Source organism: Roseateles terrae, from assembly GCF_014192155.1.
Lineage (GTDB): Bacteria > Pseudomonadota > Gammaproteobacteria > Burkholderiales > Burkholderiaceae_C > Roseateles > Roseateles terrae.
This window is the reverse complement of sequence record NZ_JACHXO010000007.1, coordinates 220,154-236,180: the sequence shown is the minus strand read 5'-3', so window position 1 is coordinate 236,180 and position 16,027 is coordinate 220,154. Positions and strand designations below refer to the sequence as shown.

The 16,027-nt window shown below is 66.1% G+C and carries 12 protein-coding genes; 9 read left to right on the top strand and 3 right to left on the bottom strand.

The window, feature by feature from the left end; genetic code table 11:
* Positions 1-157: 157 nt before the first annotated feature.
* Entirely contained in the window at positions 158-1,000 is an 843-nt protein-coding gene (locus FHS28_RS18905; RefSeq protein ID WP_088454173.1) for a 2OG-Fe(II) oxygenase family protein, read from the bottom strand.
* Positions 1,001-1,595: 595 nt separating this feature from the next.
* Between FHS28_RS18905 and FHS28_RS18900 the strand changes: the two genes are divergently transcribed.
* The 5 genes from FHS28_RS18900 to FHS28_RS18880 all read left to right on the top strand — a co-directional run bounded on the left by FHS28_RS18900 (position 1,596) and on the right by FHS28_RS18880 (position 9,269).
* Positions 1,596-4,448 (top strand): 2-oxoglutarate dehydrogenase E1 component, encoded by a 2,853-nt coding sequence (locus FHS28_RS18900; RefSeq protein ID WP_088454174.1) that lies wholly within the window; start codon positions 1,596-1,598, stop codon positions 4,446-4,448.
* A 138-nt stretch (positions 4,449-4,586) separates the two neighbouring features.
* Positions 4,587-5,852: a 2-oxoglutarate dehydrogenase complex dihydrolipoyllysine-residue succinyltransferase gene (gene odhB, locus FHS28_RS18895; protein ID WP_088454175.1), complete on the top strand. Its 1,266-nt coding sequence runs from the start codon at positions 4,587-4,589 to the stop codon at positions 5,850-5,852.
* An 18-nt stretch (positions 5,853-5,870) separates the two neighbouring features.
* Complete coding sequence (gene lpdA / locus FHS28_RS18890; RefSeq protein ID WP_088454176.1) at positions 5,871-7,298, top strand: dihydrolipoyl dehydrogenase; 1,428 nt, start codon at positions 5,871-5,873, stop codon at positions 7,296-7,298.
* A gap of 96 nt (positions 7,299-7,394) precedes the next feature.
* Positions 7,395-8,495 (top strand): cell division protein ZapE, encoded by a 1,101-nt coding sequence (gene zapE / locus FHS28_RS18885; protein ID WP_088454177.1) that lies wholly within the window; start codon positions 7,395-7,397, stop codon positions 8,493-8,495.
* 15 nt (positions 8,496-8,510) lie between these two features.
* Positions 8,511-9,269, top strand: a complete 759-nt coding sequence (locus FHS28_RS18880) for a hypothetical protein (RefSeq protein ID WP_088454178.1) — start codon at positions 8,511-8,513, stop codon at positions 9,267-9,269.
* Between the two features lie 8 nt (positions 9,270-9,277).
* Here the strand turns inward: FHS28_RS18880 and FHS28_RS18875 are convergent, their stop codons facing one another.
* Positions 9,278-10,045, bottom strand: a complete 768-nt coding sequence (locus tag FHS28_RS18875; protein WP_088454179.1) for a PP2C family protein-serine/threonine phosphatase — start codon at positions 10,043-10,045, stop codon at positions 9,278-9,280.
* Positions 10,046-10,098: 53 nt separating this feature from the next.
* On the opposite strand from FHS28_RS18875, the gene FHS28_RS18870 reads away from it, so the two are divergent.
* Positions 10,099-10,302: a YdcH family protein gene (locus FHS28_RS18870; protein WP_088454180.1), complete on the top strand. Its 204-nt coding sequence runs from the start codon at positions 10,099-10,101 to the stop codon at positions 10,300-10,302.
* Positions 10,303-10,468: 166 nt separating this feature from the next.
* Positions 10,469-12,442 (top strand): DNA repair helicase YoaA, encoded by a 1,974-nt coding sequence (gene yoaA / locus FHS28_RS18865; protein ID WP_088454181.1) that lies wholly within the window; start codon positions 10,469-10,471, stop codon positions 12,440-12,442.
* A gap of 125 nt (positions 12,443-12,567) precedes the next feature.
* Here yoaA and FHS28_RS18860 read toward each other — a convergent pair whose 3' ends face one another.
* Positions 12,568-13,380 carry an outer membrane protein assembly factor BamD gene (locus FHS28_RS18860; RefSeq protein ID WP_088454343.1) on the bottom strand — a complete coding sequence of 271 codons (813 nt, stop codon included), beginning with the start codon at positions 13,378-13,380 and terminating at the stop codon, positions 12,568-12,570.
* A gap of 74 nt (positions 13,381-13,454) precedes the next feature.
* Between FHS28_RS18860 and FHS28_RS18855 the strand changes: the two genes are divergently transcribed.
* Both FHS28_RS18855 and scpB read left to right on the top strand, forming a co-directional pair.
* The gene (locus FHS28_RS18855; protein ID WP_088454182.1) at positions 13,455-14,513 is read left to right on the top strand and encodes an RluA family pseudouridine synthase; all 1,059 of its coding nucleotides are present in this window, start codon (positions 13,455-13,457) and stop codon (positions 14,511-14,513) included.
* 278 nt (positions 14,514-14,791) lie between these two features.
* On the top strand, positions 14,792-16,024 hold the full coding sequence (gene scpB / locus FHS28_RS18850) for an SMC-Scp complex subunit ScpB (protein ID WP_088454183.1): 1,233 nt from the start codon (positions 14,792-14,794) through the stop codon (positions 16,022-16,024).
* Positions 16,025-16,027 lie beyond the last annotated feature (3 nt).

Below are 16,027 nucleotides of genomic sequence, written 5' to 3'. Positions count from 1 at the left end.
TCGGAAAGGCAGCAGAGGCCACAGCCGTTGCAAGGGGCGCCCACAGCGGGCTTGCTGGGTGCTTCCGGATGGATCCAGACGATGCGCGAGGGCATGGGTGGACTTTACGCGCCTCGGGCAGCAGGTTGGGGCCACAGCAGCGCCCCCCCCAACGACATTACTTCTTGACGCCCAGCTCCCGCAGGCGTTCTTCCAGATAGTCGTGCGCGGTATATCGGTCCGACAGCACCACATCTTCCCGCGGATGCAGGAACAGCGGCAGCGACACACGGCTCTTCTTGGCGCCTTCCCCTGTCGGGTTGACCACCCGGTGCTGGGTTGACGGGTAGTAGCCCTGCGACGCTTCCTGCAGCATGTCACCGATATTGATGATGAGCATGCCGAAGTCGCTGGGTACGTCCACCCAGCTGCCGTCCTTGGCCTGGACCTGCAGGCCAGGCTCGTTGGCCGCCGGCAGGATGGTCAGCAGGTTGATATCCCCGTGCGGTGCCGCACGCAGCGACCCGTCAGGCTCGTTGCCGGTCAGCGGCGGATAACGCAGCACCCGCAGCAAGGTCAGGCGGCTGTCCTTGATCATGTGGGACAGCGGCTCGCGGTAGTTGCGCGCGATGTCCGCTGGTGTATGACGCTCCACCCAGGACAGCAGTTCCGCCGCCAGATCGTTGGCAATCTCGTAATACCGCAACGCATCCGCTTTCAGCGGCTCGGGAATCCGGCCCCACGGATAAATGTGGAAGTACTCCTTGATGTCCTTTTGCTGATGACCCTTGGCCGTCTCGGAAATCTCGGTCGAGAAATAACCGTCCTGGGTCTGCGCAGAAAAGGCGAAGTCGTTTTTGCTGGCCCCGTTGAAAAATCCCAGCCAGTCGCTATAGATCTTTTCGACCAGACTTTGGGGGAGGGGATGGTTCACCAGCACACCAAAACCAGTCTCGTGCAGGGAACGTGTGAACTGCTCAGCCGCATCCGCAGCCTGATAGTCGACGACTCGAACTTGCATTGGGATCTCCTGTGTCCCGGCGGCCCACCATTCAATCGCGGGGCGGAACCGCGGGCGCAAGTCTAGAGGATGGTCCTGGGGGTCGCAATCGTTTGAGCCCCCAGCCTGTGGTGCTCCTGGGCGCTCTGGTGTATTGGATTTGACCGAGTGGGTCACCCCGCTCGCAGCAGGGCCTCCGCAGGCCGGTTGGTGTGTTTTGTGTCACCGCCGTACTCGACGCGTACCGGGATGTACCCGTGTGCGGTTGGCAACCACTGCGCCGGCCGGCTTGTCCGCAACCCCTGGGCGGCCAACGTTGTAGCGGTTAGCCGCCAAAGCCGTTCAATACCTGCTCGATGAGCGGGGTGGTCCGTCGTTTTGCGGCCACGACCTTCCGCCACATGGGCTAGAGTTTTCAGTGAAAAGTGGACGCCTTCAGTAACGCGCCGGAATTGCCGAAGTGCTACAGTGCGGCGCTTGTGACTTGAGGTCCTTCCCGTCCCCTTTTCTGGCAACAGTGAAGGCGGGTCGCAATCCGCCAACCGGTCAAGCCGTGTCGCGGAAGGTTTATCAACCAGCCGATCGCCCTGGAAGCCGGGGCAAAAGGTGAGCGAAGATGATGCAGCAATACAGGTCGAATTCCTACCTGTTCGGGGGCAATGCCCCTTACGTCGAGGAAATGTACGAACAGTACCTCGACAACCCTGGCGCAGTGCCCGACAACTGGCGCGCCTATTTCGACGCCCTGCAGCATGTGCCTGCAGTGGACGGCACCGACAAGCGCGACGTCGCTCACGCCCCGGTCATCGAGTCCTTCGCGCAGCGCGCCAAGGCCAACGCCTTCAACACCAAGGTTTCCAGCAACGAGCTGGCCGTCGCCGGCAAGCAGGTGCATGTGCAATCGCTGATTGCCGCCTACCGCTTCCTGGGTTCGCGCTGGGCTGATCTGGACCCCCTCAAGCGCACCGAACGCCCCCAGATCCCTGAGCTGGAACCGGCGTCGTATGGCCTGACCGAAGCTGACATGGACATCAGCTTCAGCGCCACGAACACCTATTTCACCAAGGCCGAGAACATGACCCTGCGCGAGATCGTGCAGGCCTTGCGTGAAACCTACTGCGGCAGCATCGGTGCCGAGTTCATGCACATCAGCGATCCGGTCGAGAAGCGCTGGTGGCAAGAACGCCTGGAAGCGCCCCGGAGCAAGGCGAACTATCCCGCCGACAAGAAGAAGCACATCCTCGACCGCCTGACCGCGGCCGAAGGCCTGGAACGCTACCTGCACACCAAGTACGTCGGCCAGAAGCGCTTCTCCCTGGAAGGCGGCGAAAGCTTCATCGTCTCCATGGACGAACTGGTGCAGAGCGCCGGCGCCAAGGGCGTGCAGGAAATCGTGATCGGCATGGCCCACCGCGGCCGCCTGAACGTGCTGGTGAACACCCTGGGCAAGATGCCCCGTGACCTGTTCGCCGAGTTCGATCACACTGCCCCTGAAGACCTGCCCTCGGGTGACGTGAAGTACCACCAGGGCTTCTCCAGCGACGTGACCACCGCCGGCGGCCCCGTCCACCTGAGCCTGGCCTTCAACCCCTCCCACCTGGAAATCGTGAACCCGGTGGTCGAAGGCTCGGTCAAGGCTCGCATGGACCGTCGCGGCGACAAGACCGGCGAGCAGGTGCTCCCGGTGCTGGTGCACGGCGATGCTGCCTTCGCCGGCCAGGGCGTCGTGATGGAAACCCTGGCGCTGGCCCAGACCCGCGGTTACTACACCGGCGGCACGGTCCACATCGTCATCAACAACCAGATCGGCTTCACCACCAGCGACCCGCGCGACATCCGCTCGACGCTGTACTGCTCCGACGTCGTCAAGATGGTCGAAGCCCCGGTGCTGCACGTCAACGGTGACGATCCGGAAGCGGTGGTGTTCTCCACCCAGCTCGCCCTGGAATACCGTCAGCAGTTCAAGAAGGATGTGGTGGTGGACATCGTCTGCTTCCGCAAGCTGGGCCACAACGAGCAGGACACCCCCGCGCTCACCCAGCCGCTGATGTACAAGAAGATCGCGGCCCACCCCGGCACCCGCAAGCTCTATGGCGACAAGCTGATCGCCCAGGGCGTGCTGCCGGCCGACGGCGCCGACACCATGGTCAAGGCCTTCCGCGCCGCCATGGACGAAGGTCGCCACACCGTTGATCCGGTGCTGACCAACTACAAGAGCAAGTACGCCACCGACTGGACCCCGTTCCTCGGCAAGAAGTGGACCGACAGCTGCGACACCGCACTGCCGGTGGCCGAATGGAAGCGCCTGGCCGAGAAGATCACCACCCTGCCGGCCGACTTCAAGGCCCACCCGCTGGTGGAAAAGGTCGTCGCCGACCGCGCCGCCATGGGCCGTGGCGACATCAACGTCGACTGGGGCATGGGCGAGCACATGGCCTTCGCTTCGCTGGTGGCCTCCGGTTATCCGGTGCGCCTGTCCGGTGAAGACTGCGGCCGTGGCACCTTCACCCACCGCCATGCTGTCCTGCACGACCAGAACCGCGAGCGCTTCGACACCGGCACCTACATTCCGCTGCAGAACGTCGCGGAAGGCCAGGCACCGTTCGTTGTCATCGACTCGATCCTGTCGGAAGAAGCGGTGCTGGGCTTCGAATACGGCTATGCCGCCGCCGAACCCAACACGCTGACCATCTGGGAAGCGCAGTTCGGTGACTTCGCCAACGGCGCGCAGGTCGTCATCGACCAGTTCATCGCCTCCGGTGAAGTGAAGTGGGGCCGCGCCAACGGCCTGACCCTGATGCTGCCGCACGGCTATGAAGGCCAGGGCCCCGAGCACAGCTCGGCCCGCCTGGAGCGCTTCATGCAGCTGGCCGCGGACAACAACATGCAGATCGTTCAGCCGACGACCGCCTCGCAGATCTTCCATCTGCTGCGCCGTCAGATGCTGCGCATGTTCCGCAAGCCGCTGGTCATCATGACGCCCAAGTCGCTGCTGCGCGCCAAGGACGCCACCTCGCCGGTCAGCGAATTCACCAAGGGTGAGTTCCGCACGGTCATCGCCGAGCTGAACGCCGAGATCGACGCCAGCAAGGTCAAGCGCATCATCGCCTGCTCGGGCAAGGTGTACTACGACCTGGTCAAGGCCCGTGGCGACAAGAAGGACGTGGCCATCATCCGCGTGGAACAGCTGTATCCGTTCCCGCACAAGGCCTTCTCGACCGAAATCAAGAAGTACCCGAACGCCACCGAAATCGTCTGGTGCCAGGACGAGCCCCAGAACCAGGGCGCCTGGTTCTTCGTTCAGCACTACATCCACGAAAACATGCTGGATGGTCAGAAGCTGGGTTACGCCGGCCGCCCGGCCTCGGCATCGCCCGCCGTTGGCTATTCCCACCTGCACCAGGAGCAACTCAAGTCGCTGCTGGAACAGGCCTACGGCAAGCTGAAGGGCTTCGTGCTGACGAAGTGAGTTATTGCGGACGCTGAGCGCCGCAATAACACCGGCTGCACGCGCATGACCTCCCCGGGAACTCCCTCCCGGGTCATGCGGCGGCAGCCGGACAGGCGCAAAGCTCCGGTTGACTGAAAAACCGAGAGAACAAACATCATGGCAATCGTTGAAGTCAAAGTCCCCCAGCTGTCCGAGTCGGTCGCTGAAGCGACCCTCCTGCAGTGGAAGAAGAAGCCCGGTGAAGCCGTGGCCGTGGACGAAATCCTGATCGAAGTCGAGACCGACAAGGTCGTGCTGGAAGTGCCGGCCCCTTCCGCCGGCGTGCTGACCGAGCTGGTGGCCGGTGACGGCGCCACCGTGACCTCCGACCAGGTCATCGCCCGCATCGACACCGAAGCCAAGGCCGCCGCTGGGGCTGCCGCGCCCGCCGCCGCTGCTCCCGCACCCGCTGCAGCCCCCGCGGCTGCCGCTGCATCGAGCGACTCCGCCTCCAAGGCCGGCGTGGCCATGCCCGCCGCCGCCAAGCTGATGGCCGACAACAACCTGGCCGCCGGTTCCGTGCCGGGCACCGGCAAGGACGGCCGCGTCACCAAGGGTGATGTGCTGGGCGCCATCGAAGGCGGCGCCAAGCCTGCCGTGGCCGCTCCGGTGGCTGCACCGACCGCACCGGCCGCCAAGCCGCTGCCGGCCGTGGCCGCTCCGGTGTCCGCCAACCTGGGCGACCGTCCGGAGCAGCGCGTGCCGATGAGCCGCCTGCGTGCCCGGATCGCCGAGCGTCTGCTGCAATCGCAGTCGACCAACGCCATCCTGACCACCTTCAACGAAGTGAACATGGCCCCGGTCATGGAGCTGCGCAAGAAGTTCCAGGACAGCTTCACCAAGGAACACGGCACCAAGCTGGGTTTCATGAGCTTCTTCGTAAAGGCTGCCGTGCACGCCCTGAAGAAGTACCCGGTGCTGAACGCCTCGGTCGATGGCAATGACATCGTCTACCACGGCTACTTCGACATCGGTATCGCCGTCGGTTCCCCGCGCGGCCTGGTGGTGCCCATCCTGCGCAATGCGGACCAGATGAGCTTCGCCGACATCGAAAAGAAGATCGCCGAATACGGCAAGAAGGCCCAGGAAGGCAAGCTTGGCATCGAAGAGATGACCGGCGGCACCTTCTCCATCTCCAACGGTGGCACCTTCGGCTCGATGCTGTCGACCCCGATCATCAACCCGCCCCAGTCGGCCATCCTGGGCGTTCACGCCACCAAGGACCGCGCCGTCGTGGAGAACGGCCAGATCGTGATCCGTCCGATCAACTACCTGGCCATGTCCTACGACCACCGCATCATCGACGGCCGCGAAGCCGTGCTGGGTCTGGTGGCCATGAAGGACGCGCTGGAAGATCCGGCCCGCCTGCTGTTCGACCTGTAAGCCAAGGACACAGCGACCATGAGCAAACAATTCGACGTCGTTGTCATCGGCGGCGGCCCCGGTGGCTACATCGCGGCCATCCGCGCGGCGCAGCTGGGTTTCAACACCGCCTGCATCGACGAGTGGAAGAACGACAAGGGCGGTCCCGCTCCCGGCGGCACCTGCACCAACGTCGGCTGCATCCCGTCCAAGGCCCTGCTGCAGTCCAGCGAGCACTTCGAGCATGCCGGCCACGGCTTTGCCGACCACGGCATCTCGATGTCTGACCTGAAGATCGACATCGCCAAGATGATCGGCCGCAAGGACAGCGTCGTGAAGCAGAACAACGACGGCATCCTCTACCTGTTCAAGAAGAACAAGGTGACGTTCTTCCACGGCCGCGGCTCGTTCGTGGCGGCGAAGGACGGCGGCTACGAGCTGAAGGTGGCCGGCGCCGCGGAAGAAACGATCACGGCCAAGCATGTGATCGTGGCGACCGGCTCCAACGCCCGTCAGCTGCCGGGTGCACCTTTCGACGAGGTGAACATCCTCTCCAACGACGGTGCCCTGCGCATCCCTGCTGTGCCGAAGAAGCTGGGTGTGATCGGCTCCGGCGTGATCGGCCTGGAAATGGGTTCGGTGTGGCGCCGTCTGGGCGCCGAGGTGACCATTCTGGAAGCGCTGCCCGCCTTCCTGGGTGCCGCCGACGAATCCGTCGCCAAGGAAGCCGCCAAGGTCTTCAAGAAGCAGGGCCTGAACATCGAGCTGGGCGTGAAGATCTCGTCCGTCGAGAACGGCGCGTCAAGCGTGACGGTGAAGTACACGGATGCCAAGGGCGCTGAACAGGCCCTGGCGGTGGACAAGCTGATCGTCTCGATCGGCCGTGTGGCCAACACCATCGGTCTGAACCCCGACGCCGTCGGCCTGAAGCTCGACGAGCGCGGCGCCGTGGTGGTGGACGACGAGTGCCGCACCAACCTGCCCAACGTCTGGGCGGTCGGTGATGTGGTGCGTGGCCCGATGCTGGCCCACAAGGCGGAAGAAGAAGGCGTGGCCGTGGCCGAGCGTATTGCCGGCCAGCATGGTCACGTCAACTTCAACACCATCCCCTGGGTCATCTACACCAGCCCGGAAATCGCCTGGGTGGGCAAGACCGAGCAGGCCCTCAAGGCCGAAGGCGTGGCCTACAAGGCGGGTCAGTTCCCGTTCCTGGCCAACGGCCGTGCCCGTGCCCTGGGTGACACCACCGGCTTCGTCAAGTTCCTGGCCGATGCCAAGACCGACGAAATCCTGGGCGTGCACATCATCGGCCCGATGGCCTCGGAGCTGATCTCCGAAGCCGTGGTGGCGATGGAGTTCAAGGCCTCGGCGGAAGACATCGCCCGCATCTGCCACGCGCATCCCTCGCTGAGCGAGGCGACCAAGGAAGCGGCCCTGGCCGTGGACAAGCGCACGCTGAACTTCTGAGGCCCGCCTCGGACGCAGTGACAGGGGCGGCGATGAGTCGCCCCTTTTCTTTTTCGGCTCCGCCTGCAGACCCTCCGACCCTGGACCCTTTCCTGCATGACCACCGTCACCGAGCTCTACAACCAGACCCTGGCCGAACGCGGCTACACCGCGGACCCGGCGCAGCTGCGCGCCGTGGCGGCGCTGCAGCGCTGCCAGGATGAATGGGCCGCCTACAAGGCCCGGCGCTCCAATGCCTTCAGCAAGCTGCTGGTGCGGCCGCCGCTGCCGCGCGGCGTCTACATGTTCGGCGGCGTCGGGCGCGGCAAGAGCTTCCTCATGGACTGCTTTTTCCAGGCCGTGCCGCTGACCCGCAAGACGCGGCTGCACTTCCACGAGTTCATGCGGGAAGTGCACCGCGAACTGCAGGAACTCAAGGGCATCCAGGATCCGCTGGAGGAGCTGGGCAAGCGCATCGCGCGCCGCTTCCGGCTGATCTGCTTCGATGAATTCCACGTGGCCGATGTGACCGACGCGATGATCCTGCACCGGTTGCTGGATTCGATGTTCCGCAATCGTGTCTCCATCGTCACCACCTCCAACTTCCATCCGGACGGGTTGTATCCGAACGGCCTGCATCGGGACCGCATCCTGCCGGCCATCGAGCTGCTCAAGACCCATCTGGAGGTGATCAATGTCGACAACGGCACGGACTACCGCCAGCGCTCCCTGGAGCATGTGCAGCTGTACCACACGCCGCTGGGCCCGCAGGCGGAGCAAGCGCTGACCTCCGCCTTTGAATCGCTCGCCGAGGCCCGTGAGCAGGACGCCACCCTCTACATCGAACACCGGGAACTGCATGCCCGCCGGCGCGCCGGGGGCGTGGTCTGGTTCGATTTCAAGGAGCTGTGCGGCGGACCCCGTTCGCAGAACGACTACCTGGAGTTGGCCACCCAGTTCCACACGGTCATCCTCTCCAATGTGCCGGAGATGCCGCCCAAGCTGGCCAGCGAAGCCCGTCGCTTCACCTGGCTCGTCGACGTGCTCTATGACCGGCGCTGCAAGCTGGTGATTTCAGCGGCGGTGCCGCCGGAGGCGCTCTACACCGAAGGGCCGCTGGCGCACGAGTTCCCGCGTACCGTGTCAAGACTCCAGGAGATGCAGTCGCAGGAGTATTTGTCATTGGAGCGCCGGGACGTGGATACTTCACTGACCTGAACTTCCTGAGTGCTCATGACGTCCGTGCTGATGTTGCTTCCTTCGGCGGGTCGGTGCTCCGCCGGGGCCCGGTCCCGGACGGGTGCGGCTGCCACGCTTGCAGCGCTCCCCGCGCTGGTCCTGGGCGCCGGGCTGCTGCTGGCCGGCGCCTGTGCCCACGCGGCGAACGTCGAGGAGGCGCAGGACGCGGCCAACCGGCAGACCCGCGCCGAGATCAACGCGAAGCGGTCCGCCGTGCAGAAGGCCTACGAGGAGAAGGTGAAGGACTGCCGCACCCGCTTCGTGGTGACGGGCTGCCTGGAGGACGCCCACAGCTGGCGGATCGAGGCGCTGCGGCCCCTCCAGCAGCAGGAGATCGAGGTCAATGCGCGGGAGCGCCAGCAGCGGGCCGCCGCGCAGCGCGAACGGGTGATGGCCAAGGACGAGGAAGCGCGGGAAGCCGCGTCGGGGGCGCAGGGGGCGCGTGGGGCGTCAGCGGTCAAGGCCGCGCAGCGCCCGGCCTCCGCGCCGCCGCTGCCGCCCACTCGCCAGCGGCGCGCCAATCCTGAAGCGCATCAGCAGCAGGTGCAGCGGGAGCAGCAGGCGGCCGAGCGCAAGGCGGCGGAACGCCGTCAGGCGGCCGCGAGCCGCGAGGCCAAGCAGCAGGAGCTGCAGCGTCGCGCCAAGGCTTTGGAAGAGAAGCGGGCCGCCAAGCCGGCCGACCCGAAGAAACCGGCGCCGGCGCATCTGCCGACGCCGTCAGCGTCCGATATCCAGTCGCTGCCGTCGCGCTGAAGCCGCGCTCAGTCCAGCGGATCGACCCGCACCACCGCGATCGACAGGTTGTCGCCGGTGCCCTTGGCCCGCTGGCGCGCCTTGCTGACCAGCAATTCGCAGCCGTCCCGCGGGGGCAGGCTGTGCAGCACGGTGCCCAGCTCGGCCGGGGTGAAGTAGTGCCACAGGCCGTCGCTGCAGCACATCAGGCTGTCGCCCACTTCCAGCCGTTCAATCGTCTTCTCGACCGGGGTTGGCTCCTGCACCGTGCCCAGGCACGCCGTCAGCAGGTTGGACTGCGGATGCACCTGGGCTTCTTCCTCGGTGATCTGCCCTTCATCCACCAGCCGCTGCACATAGGACTGGTCAAACGACCGCGTCACCATGTTGGGGCCGCGGAAGTGATAAATGCGGGAGTCGCCGGTGTGGATCCAGAAGCAGCGGCGGGCGCCGGTGATCATGAAGGCGGCCAGCGTGCTGTGCGGCTCTTCTTCCGCCGAAATGGCGGTCAGGCGGATCATCAGGTGGGATTCCGACACGATCTGGCGCAGCAGATCGATCTCGTCTTCCTCATCCGGCACGAAGCGCTCGAAGAGTTGCTGGGCGGTGAGGATGACCTGGTCGGCGGCCTTGCGGCCCCCGCTCTTGCCGCCCATGCCGTCGGCGACGATGCCCAGCACCCAGCCGCTCTGTCGCGGATGGGCGAAAACCTGGACCTGGTCTTGCTGATAAAGGCGGTCGCCTCGGTGGATGCCTGTGGCGGCGCTGAGGCGATAGCCCGGTGGTGTGCGGCTCATATCCCAAAACTATAATCCGTGCGCTTGGCCTTCCGGTCGAGTGGTTCCCCGGCATGGATGAACAACTTCACTCTCCAGCAAGACTTCTGATCGAACTGCGCATGGAACATGCGGAGCTCAATGGCCGCATTGACGTGCTGGCAGCAGCCGCGCCTGTGGACGAATTGAGCCTGCGGCGTCTCAAGAAGAGACGTCTGGCGCTGCGGGACCAGATTGCGGCGCTGGAGCTGGCGACGGATCCGGACGAGCCGGCCTGAGCGCCTTCATGGCGTCATCGAAGCTTCTGTCGGCCCTGTCGTGACCGAGCCTTGATTCAAGGTCCTGCCGCCCCGATCTGCCCCTTTTCCTCTCACTGCTGCCCCCGCCTTGGACGCTGCCGACACTCTCCCGCACAACGACGTGACGCCCGCAAAGCCCGATGAAATGCGGCCTGGCGAGCTGGAGCAGGCCGTGGTGGCAGCCTTTGATACCGGCGGTCCGCTGGCCCGCGCCAGTGGTGGTTATGCGCCCCGCGAACCGCAGCAGCGCATGGCGCTGGCGGTGGCGCAGGCCATCGCTGCACGGGACACGCTGGTGGTGGAAGCCGGCACCGGTGTGGGCAAGACCTTCGCCTATCTGGTGCCTGCACTGCTGTCCGGCGGACGCACCCTGGTGAGCACCGCCACCAAGAGCCTGCAGGATCAGCTGTTCATGCGTGACCTGCCGCGGCTGCTCGAGACCTTCTCCCTGCCGCTGCGCACCGCGTTGCTGAAGGGGCGCGGAAGTTACCTCTGCTTGCACCGGATGCAGCAGGCACGCCACAGTGGCGAACTGCCGGACCGGCGGGCGGTGGCGCAGCTCGCACGCATTGAACGCTGGGCCTTGCAGACGACCTCCGGCGACTTCTCCGAGATCGACGGGCTGGACGAGCGCTCGCCCATCATTCCGCTGGTCAGCTCCACCCGGGACAACTGCCTGGGCACCGACTGCCCGTCCTATCGCGACTGCCATGTGGTGCGCGCCCGGCGTGAGGCGATGGAGGCGGACCTGCTGGTGGTGAACCACCATCTGTTCTTCGCTGACATGGTGCTGCGCGACAGCGGCGTGGCGGAACTGCTGCCCGGCGTGGAAGTGGCCATCTTCGACGAAGCGCACCAGCTGCCGGAGGCCGGTCTCAACTTCCTGGGCCGCAGCCTGGGCAGTGCGCAGCTCTTTGATTTCGCGCGGGACATGGTCGCGCAGGGCATTCAGCACGCGCGCGGACTGCAGGAGTGGCAGGAGATTGCGGGCGGCGTCGAGAAGGCGGCCCGCACGCTGCGACTGGCCTGCGCCGGTGACCGGGAACTGCGCGGCGTCCTGAAGCTGCGGTGGCAGGAGGTGTCCGGGCGCGAGCCGCTGGCCGCCGCGCTCGCCCAGACCGGTGCGGCGCTGGAGCTGTCGGTGGATGCGATGGCGTCCGTGATGGAGATGGATCCGGATCTGGCCCGCCTGCACGAACGCTCGGTGGAGCTCTACAAGGCCACGCAGCTCTTCGCTCGTGATCCGGACCCTTCCGCCGTCCGCTGGGTGGATGTCGGCATGCAGCATGTGCGGCTGGTGGAGTCGCCGCTGGACATCCGCGAGGCGATGCAGGAACAGCTGGAAGGGCCGCCGCGGGCCTGGATCTTTGCGTCCGCCACCCTGGGGGAAGACGAGTCCCTGCGCTGGTTCACCGAACCGGCCGGCCTGCATGAGGCGCGCACGCTGCGGGTGGGCAGTCCGTTTGACTATGCGTCGAATGCGCGGCTGTATGTGCCGCGGCATTTCCCCAAACCCTCGGAGCCGGACCATGGCGAATCGGTGGGTCTGCTGGGGGCGCGACTCGCGGCCCGGCTCGGCGGGCGGACCTTCATTCTGACGACCACGCTGCGGCAGCTGCACACGGTGGCGGATGTGCTGCGCGAGCGTTTTGAAGCCAACGGACAGGCGATCGAGGTGCTGGTGCAGGGCTCGGCACCGAAGCGCCAGCTGCTTCAGCAGTTCATCGACCAGCCGGCGTCGGTGCTGGTCGGCTCCGCGAGTTTCTGGGAAGGCATCGACGTGCCGGGCGAAGCGCTGCAGTGCGTGGTGATCGACAAGCTGCCGTTTCCCCCGCCGAACGATCCGCTGGTCGAGGCACGCGTGCAGCGGCTGGAAGCGGAAGGGCGCAATGCTTTCACCGAGTACTTCGTCGCCGAAGCCGCGATTGCGCTCAAGCAGGGCGCCGGGCGCCTGATCCGCACTGAATCCGACCGGGGGCTGCTGGTGGTGTGTGATCCGCGCCTGGCCGGCAGCCAATACGGGCGGCGCCTGCGGGAAGCGCTGCCGCCGATGACGCAGGTGGCCGATGAGGCCGAGGCGCAGGCCTGGCTCGCTGTGCTGGCGCAGGATCACGGCTGATCACTGCGGGGCCGTCGCAGGCGGCCGACCTGCCGCATGGGCTTTCACGGGGAAGGGTGCTCCAGGAAGGGCGCCCAATGACAAAGACGGCCACGAGGGCCGTCTTTGCATTCATCGTGGATCGCTCACCACATCTGCCACCACGGCTTGTCCTTGCGCAGGTTGCCGGTGAGGTAAGCGCTCTCGGGGAAGCTCTGCTTGAGCACCCGTTCCGAGTCGTCACGCAGCTGGGTCAGGCCCAGCTTGTCGTAGCTGCGGACCATCAGGTACAGCGCTTCTTCCAGTGCCGGGGCGTACTGGAATTCCAGCAGCGCGGCCTGGGCACGGTTGGCGGCCGCCAGGTAGGCGCCGCGGTTGTAGTAATAACGGGCCACATGCACCTCATAGGCCGCGAGGCTGTTGGTGATGTAGTCGATGCGGGTGCGGGCGTCCGGGCTGTATTTGGAGTCGGGGAACTGCTCCACCAGCTGCTTGAACGACTGCATGGAGTCCCGCGCGGCCTGCTGGTCCCGTTCGCTGATGTCCTGGCGGGCGATGCGGCCGAACAGGCCCAGGTCGTCATTGAAGTTGACCAGGCCCTTCATGTAGAGCGCGTAGTCCAGCGCGGCGCTGGACGGGTTCAGCTTGATGAAGCGGTCCAGCACGGCCACGGCCTGCACCCGCTCACCACTCTTGTAGTTGGCCCAGGCCAGATCCAGCTGCGCCTGCTGGCCCAGCGTCGTGCCTGCGGCCCGGCCTTCAATGCGTTCGAGGGTCTTGATGGCGCGGTCGTAGCTGCCACTGGACATGTCCTCCTTGGCCTCCTCGTACAATTTCTGGAGGTTGGCCTGGGAGTTGGGATCGTCCTTCGGTGTGTTGGAGCAGGCGGCCAGGCCCAGCGCGGCGGATACTGCTGAAGCCAGTGCCAGTGCACGCCAGGAGGTGCGCAGGGAGCGCATCACCGAAATTTCCATCATGGGTCCCGAGGGCTGGCGCGAACGCCGCCCCTATCTGAATTTGGAGCAATGATTATATGGTTCAGGCTGGCCCGACCCCGGCGCCTGGGGAGCTGCTTTACCGGGCAGGGAGAACCCCAGGGTCCCTGCTGCCGGAATCCCCCGAAGACCCCCAGGATGTGGGGGCCGAAGCGCCTGAGCGGCGTGAGGCCGAAGCCGGCCCGCAGGAGATCGGCCAGCGGCTGGACAAGTGGCTGGTGCAACTGGCGCCGGAGTTCTCCCGCAGCCACCTGCAGACCTTGATCGATCGTGGCTGCGTCACGCTCGATGGCGCGGTGGTCAGCCAGGCCTCGCGCAAGCCGCGGCTGGGTCAGCATCTGGTGCTGGAGCTGCAGCCCACTGAAGAAGCGCTGGCCTTCCGTCCGGAGGCGATGGCGCTGGACATCGTCTTCGAGGACGAGCATCTGCTGGTGGTCAACAAACCGGCCGGCCTGGTGGTGCATCCGGCGGCGGGCAACTGGTCCGGCACCCTGATGAACGGGCTGCTGGCCCACCATCCCGGCGCGGCCACGCTGCCGCGGGCCGGCATCGTCCACCGGCTGGACAAGGACACCTCCGGCCTCATGGTGGTGGGCAAGACACTGGCGGCGGTGACGGCGCTGGTGCGCATGATCGCCGCGCGGGACGTTCACCGCGAGTATCTGGCGCTGGCCCACGGCCGCACGCCCGACAGCTGGACGGTGGATGCGCCCATCGGTCGTGATCCGCAGTCCCGCACCCGCATGGCGGTGGTGGGCAGCGGCAAGCCGGCCCGCACCGATTTCCACCGCCTGGCCGAGGCACAGTGGCAGGACGAGCGAGGCCTGTCCCGCACGATCTCCGCGCTGCACTGCGTGCTGCACAGTGGCCGCACCCATCAGATCCGGGTGCATGCGGTGCATCAGGGGCATGCGCTGGTGTCGGACGCGCTGTATGGCGGTGCGCCCGCGCTGGGCCTGGCGCGCCAGGCGCTGCATGCGGCGCGGCTGGGCTTTGACCACCCCATCACCGGCGAGCCGCTGCAGTTTCAGGCGCCGCTGGCGTGCGAAATGGCCGATGCCTGGGCGGTCGCGGGTTTGCCCGAGCCGGTGTTTTGAGGCAGGGTCCCAGACTGGCGCTACAATGAGCTCAGAATTTGCGCCAGAACGCCACGGGCTTGAAGTTGTATCCCGGGCGCAGCGCCAGGCGAAGCATGTCACCGGGCCCGTCCCCGCTCACCGCTTCGCCCACCGTTCCGCCTGACCCGGCGGTACCCCAGATCCCAAGCACAAGCAGATCGAACTGGTTCGGCACGGCTGTTGCCGCTGCCGACGCCCAAGATGGCGAACGACACAGACCTGACCGGCTCCCGGGCCGGCTGCATGACTGGCTGCACATGAACACGCTGGAGGCCAAGCGCGTCCTCGAGACGGCGTTGTTGTGTGCGCAGGCACCGCTGACGCTGCGAGACATGCGCTCGCTGTTCGCGGACGAGCTCAATGCCGACAGCATTCGCCTGCTGCTGGACGAGCTGCTGCGCGAGTGGGAAGGGCGCGGGGTGGAACTGGTGGCACTGGCCTCGGGCTGGCGTTTCCAGAGCCGCCCGGAACTGCGGGAGCATCTGGACCGGCTTCATCCCGAGAAGCCGCCCAAATATTCCCGCGCGGTGCTGGAGACGCTGGCGATCATCGCCTACCGTCAACCGGTGACGCGGGGCGACATTGAAGACATTCGGGGTGTGGTGGTGGCCACGCCCATCATCAAGCAGTTGGAAGATCGCAACTGGATTGAAGTGATCGGCCACCGGGAAGCGCCGGGGCGACCCGCGCTGTATGCCACGACGCGGCAGTTCCTGGACGATCTGGGGCTGACGAGTCTGGAGCAGTTGCCCGCGCTGATCCAGGCGGGGGATCCAACACCGATCGCCGGCAGCGTCCAGGGATCGCTGCTGGAAGAGACGCCGGCGGTGGTCGAGCTTGAGCCGGACGATGCCACGGCGGAAGGTGCTGCGGCAGCGGCAGCGGCCGAAGCGGTCGTGGCGGCTGCGGCTGGAGTCGAAACGGCGGCCGTGGCTGAAGCCGGGGCGCAAACGAAAACGGCAGCTGCGGCCGACGCGGACACCTTGTCTGCTGGGGACGCGGACGCCGCGGTGGCTGTTGAGGGTGACAATGCAGCGGTGGCCGCCCACGAAGGGGACACTACTGACACCGGGGTCGGGGAGCTGAAGCCGCCCCCTGACGCCCCGGCAGCGGAAGAGCCCTTGCCAATTGCAGCGGCGCCTGCGGCCAAGCGCGCAGGATCGTCGCCTGCCAAGGCAGTGCCGCCCGCATCACCGCCGCCGATGGGTGGTCTGTCGGCGGCAGCTTTTGCGGCATTTGCCGCATCGGTGGCGGCTTCGGTGGATGACGGCAGTGCCGACAGGACCGAAGACGCGACTGACAGGTCGAACGAAGCATCCGCCGACGAATCGATCGACGAAGACGAAGATGAAGACGCCGGCGCCCCGGGCCAGAACCCGGGTGCTGCCGACGACAACAAACCCCAGGACGGGGCTCTCGCCCACAGCGAGGCGACCGAAGAACAACCGCCCGGGACGGTCAACCCCGTGGCTGACAAGAGTGCCCCGTGAGGG

Bases quoted from the DNA above. Each gene is read 5' to 3' on its own strand.
- FHS28_RS18905 (WP_088454173.1), bottom strand. From the start codon at position 1,000: ATGCAAGTTCGAGTCGTCGACTATCAGGCTGCGGATGCGGCTGAGCAG.
- FHS28_RS18900 (WP_088454174.1), top strand. From the start codon at position 1,596: ATGATGCAGCAATACAGGTCGAATTCCTACCTGTTCGGGGGCAATGCC.
- odhB (WP_088454175.1), top strand. From the start codon at position 4,587: ATGGCAATCGTTGAAGTCAAAGTCCCCCAGCTGTCCGAGTCGGTCGCT.
- lpdA (WP_088454176.1), top strand. From the start codon at position 5,871: ATGAGCAAACAATTCGACGTCGTTGTCATCGGCGGCGGCCCCGGTGGC.
- zapE (WP_088454177.1), top strand. From the start codon at position 7,395: ATGACCACCGTCACCGAGCTCTACAACCAGACCCTGGCCGAACGCGGC.
- FHS28_RS18880 (WP_088454178.1), top strand. From the start codon at position 8,511: ATGACGTCCGTGCTGATGTTGCTTCCTTCGGCGGGTCGGTGCTCCGCC.
- FHS28_RS18875 (WP_088454179.1), bottom strand. From the start codon at position 10,045: ATGAGCCGCACACCACCGGGCTATCGCCTCAGCGCCGCCACAGGCATC.
- FHS28_RS18870 (WP_088454180.1), top strand. From the start codon at position 10,099: ATGGATGAACAACTTCACTCTCCAGCAAGACTTCTGATCGAACTGCGC.
- yoaA (WP_088454181.1), top strand. From the start codon at position 10,469: ATGCGGCCTGGCGAGCTGGAGCAGGCCGTGGTGGCAGCCTTTGATACC.
- FHS28_RS18860 (WP_088454343.1), bottom strand. From the start codon at position 13,380: ATGCGCTCCCTGCGCACCTCCTGGCGTGCACTGGCACTGGCTTCAGCA.
- FHS28_RS18855 (WP_088454182.1), top strand. From the start codon at position 13,455: ATGGTTCAGGCTGGCCCGACCCCGGCGCCTGGGGAGCTGCTTTACCGG.
- scpB (WP_088454183.1), top strand. From the start codon at position 14,792: ATGAACACGCTGGAGGCCAAGCGCGTCCTCGAGACGGCGTTGTTGTGT.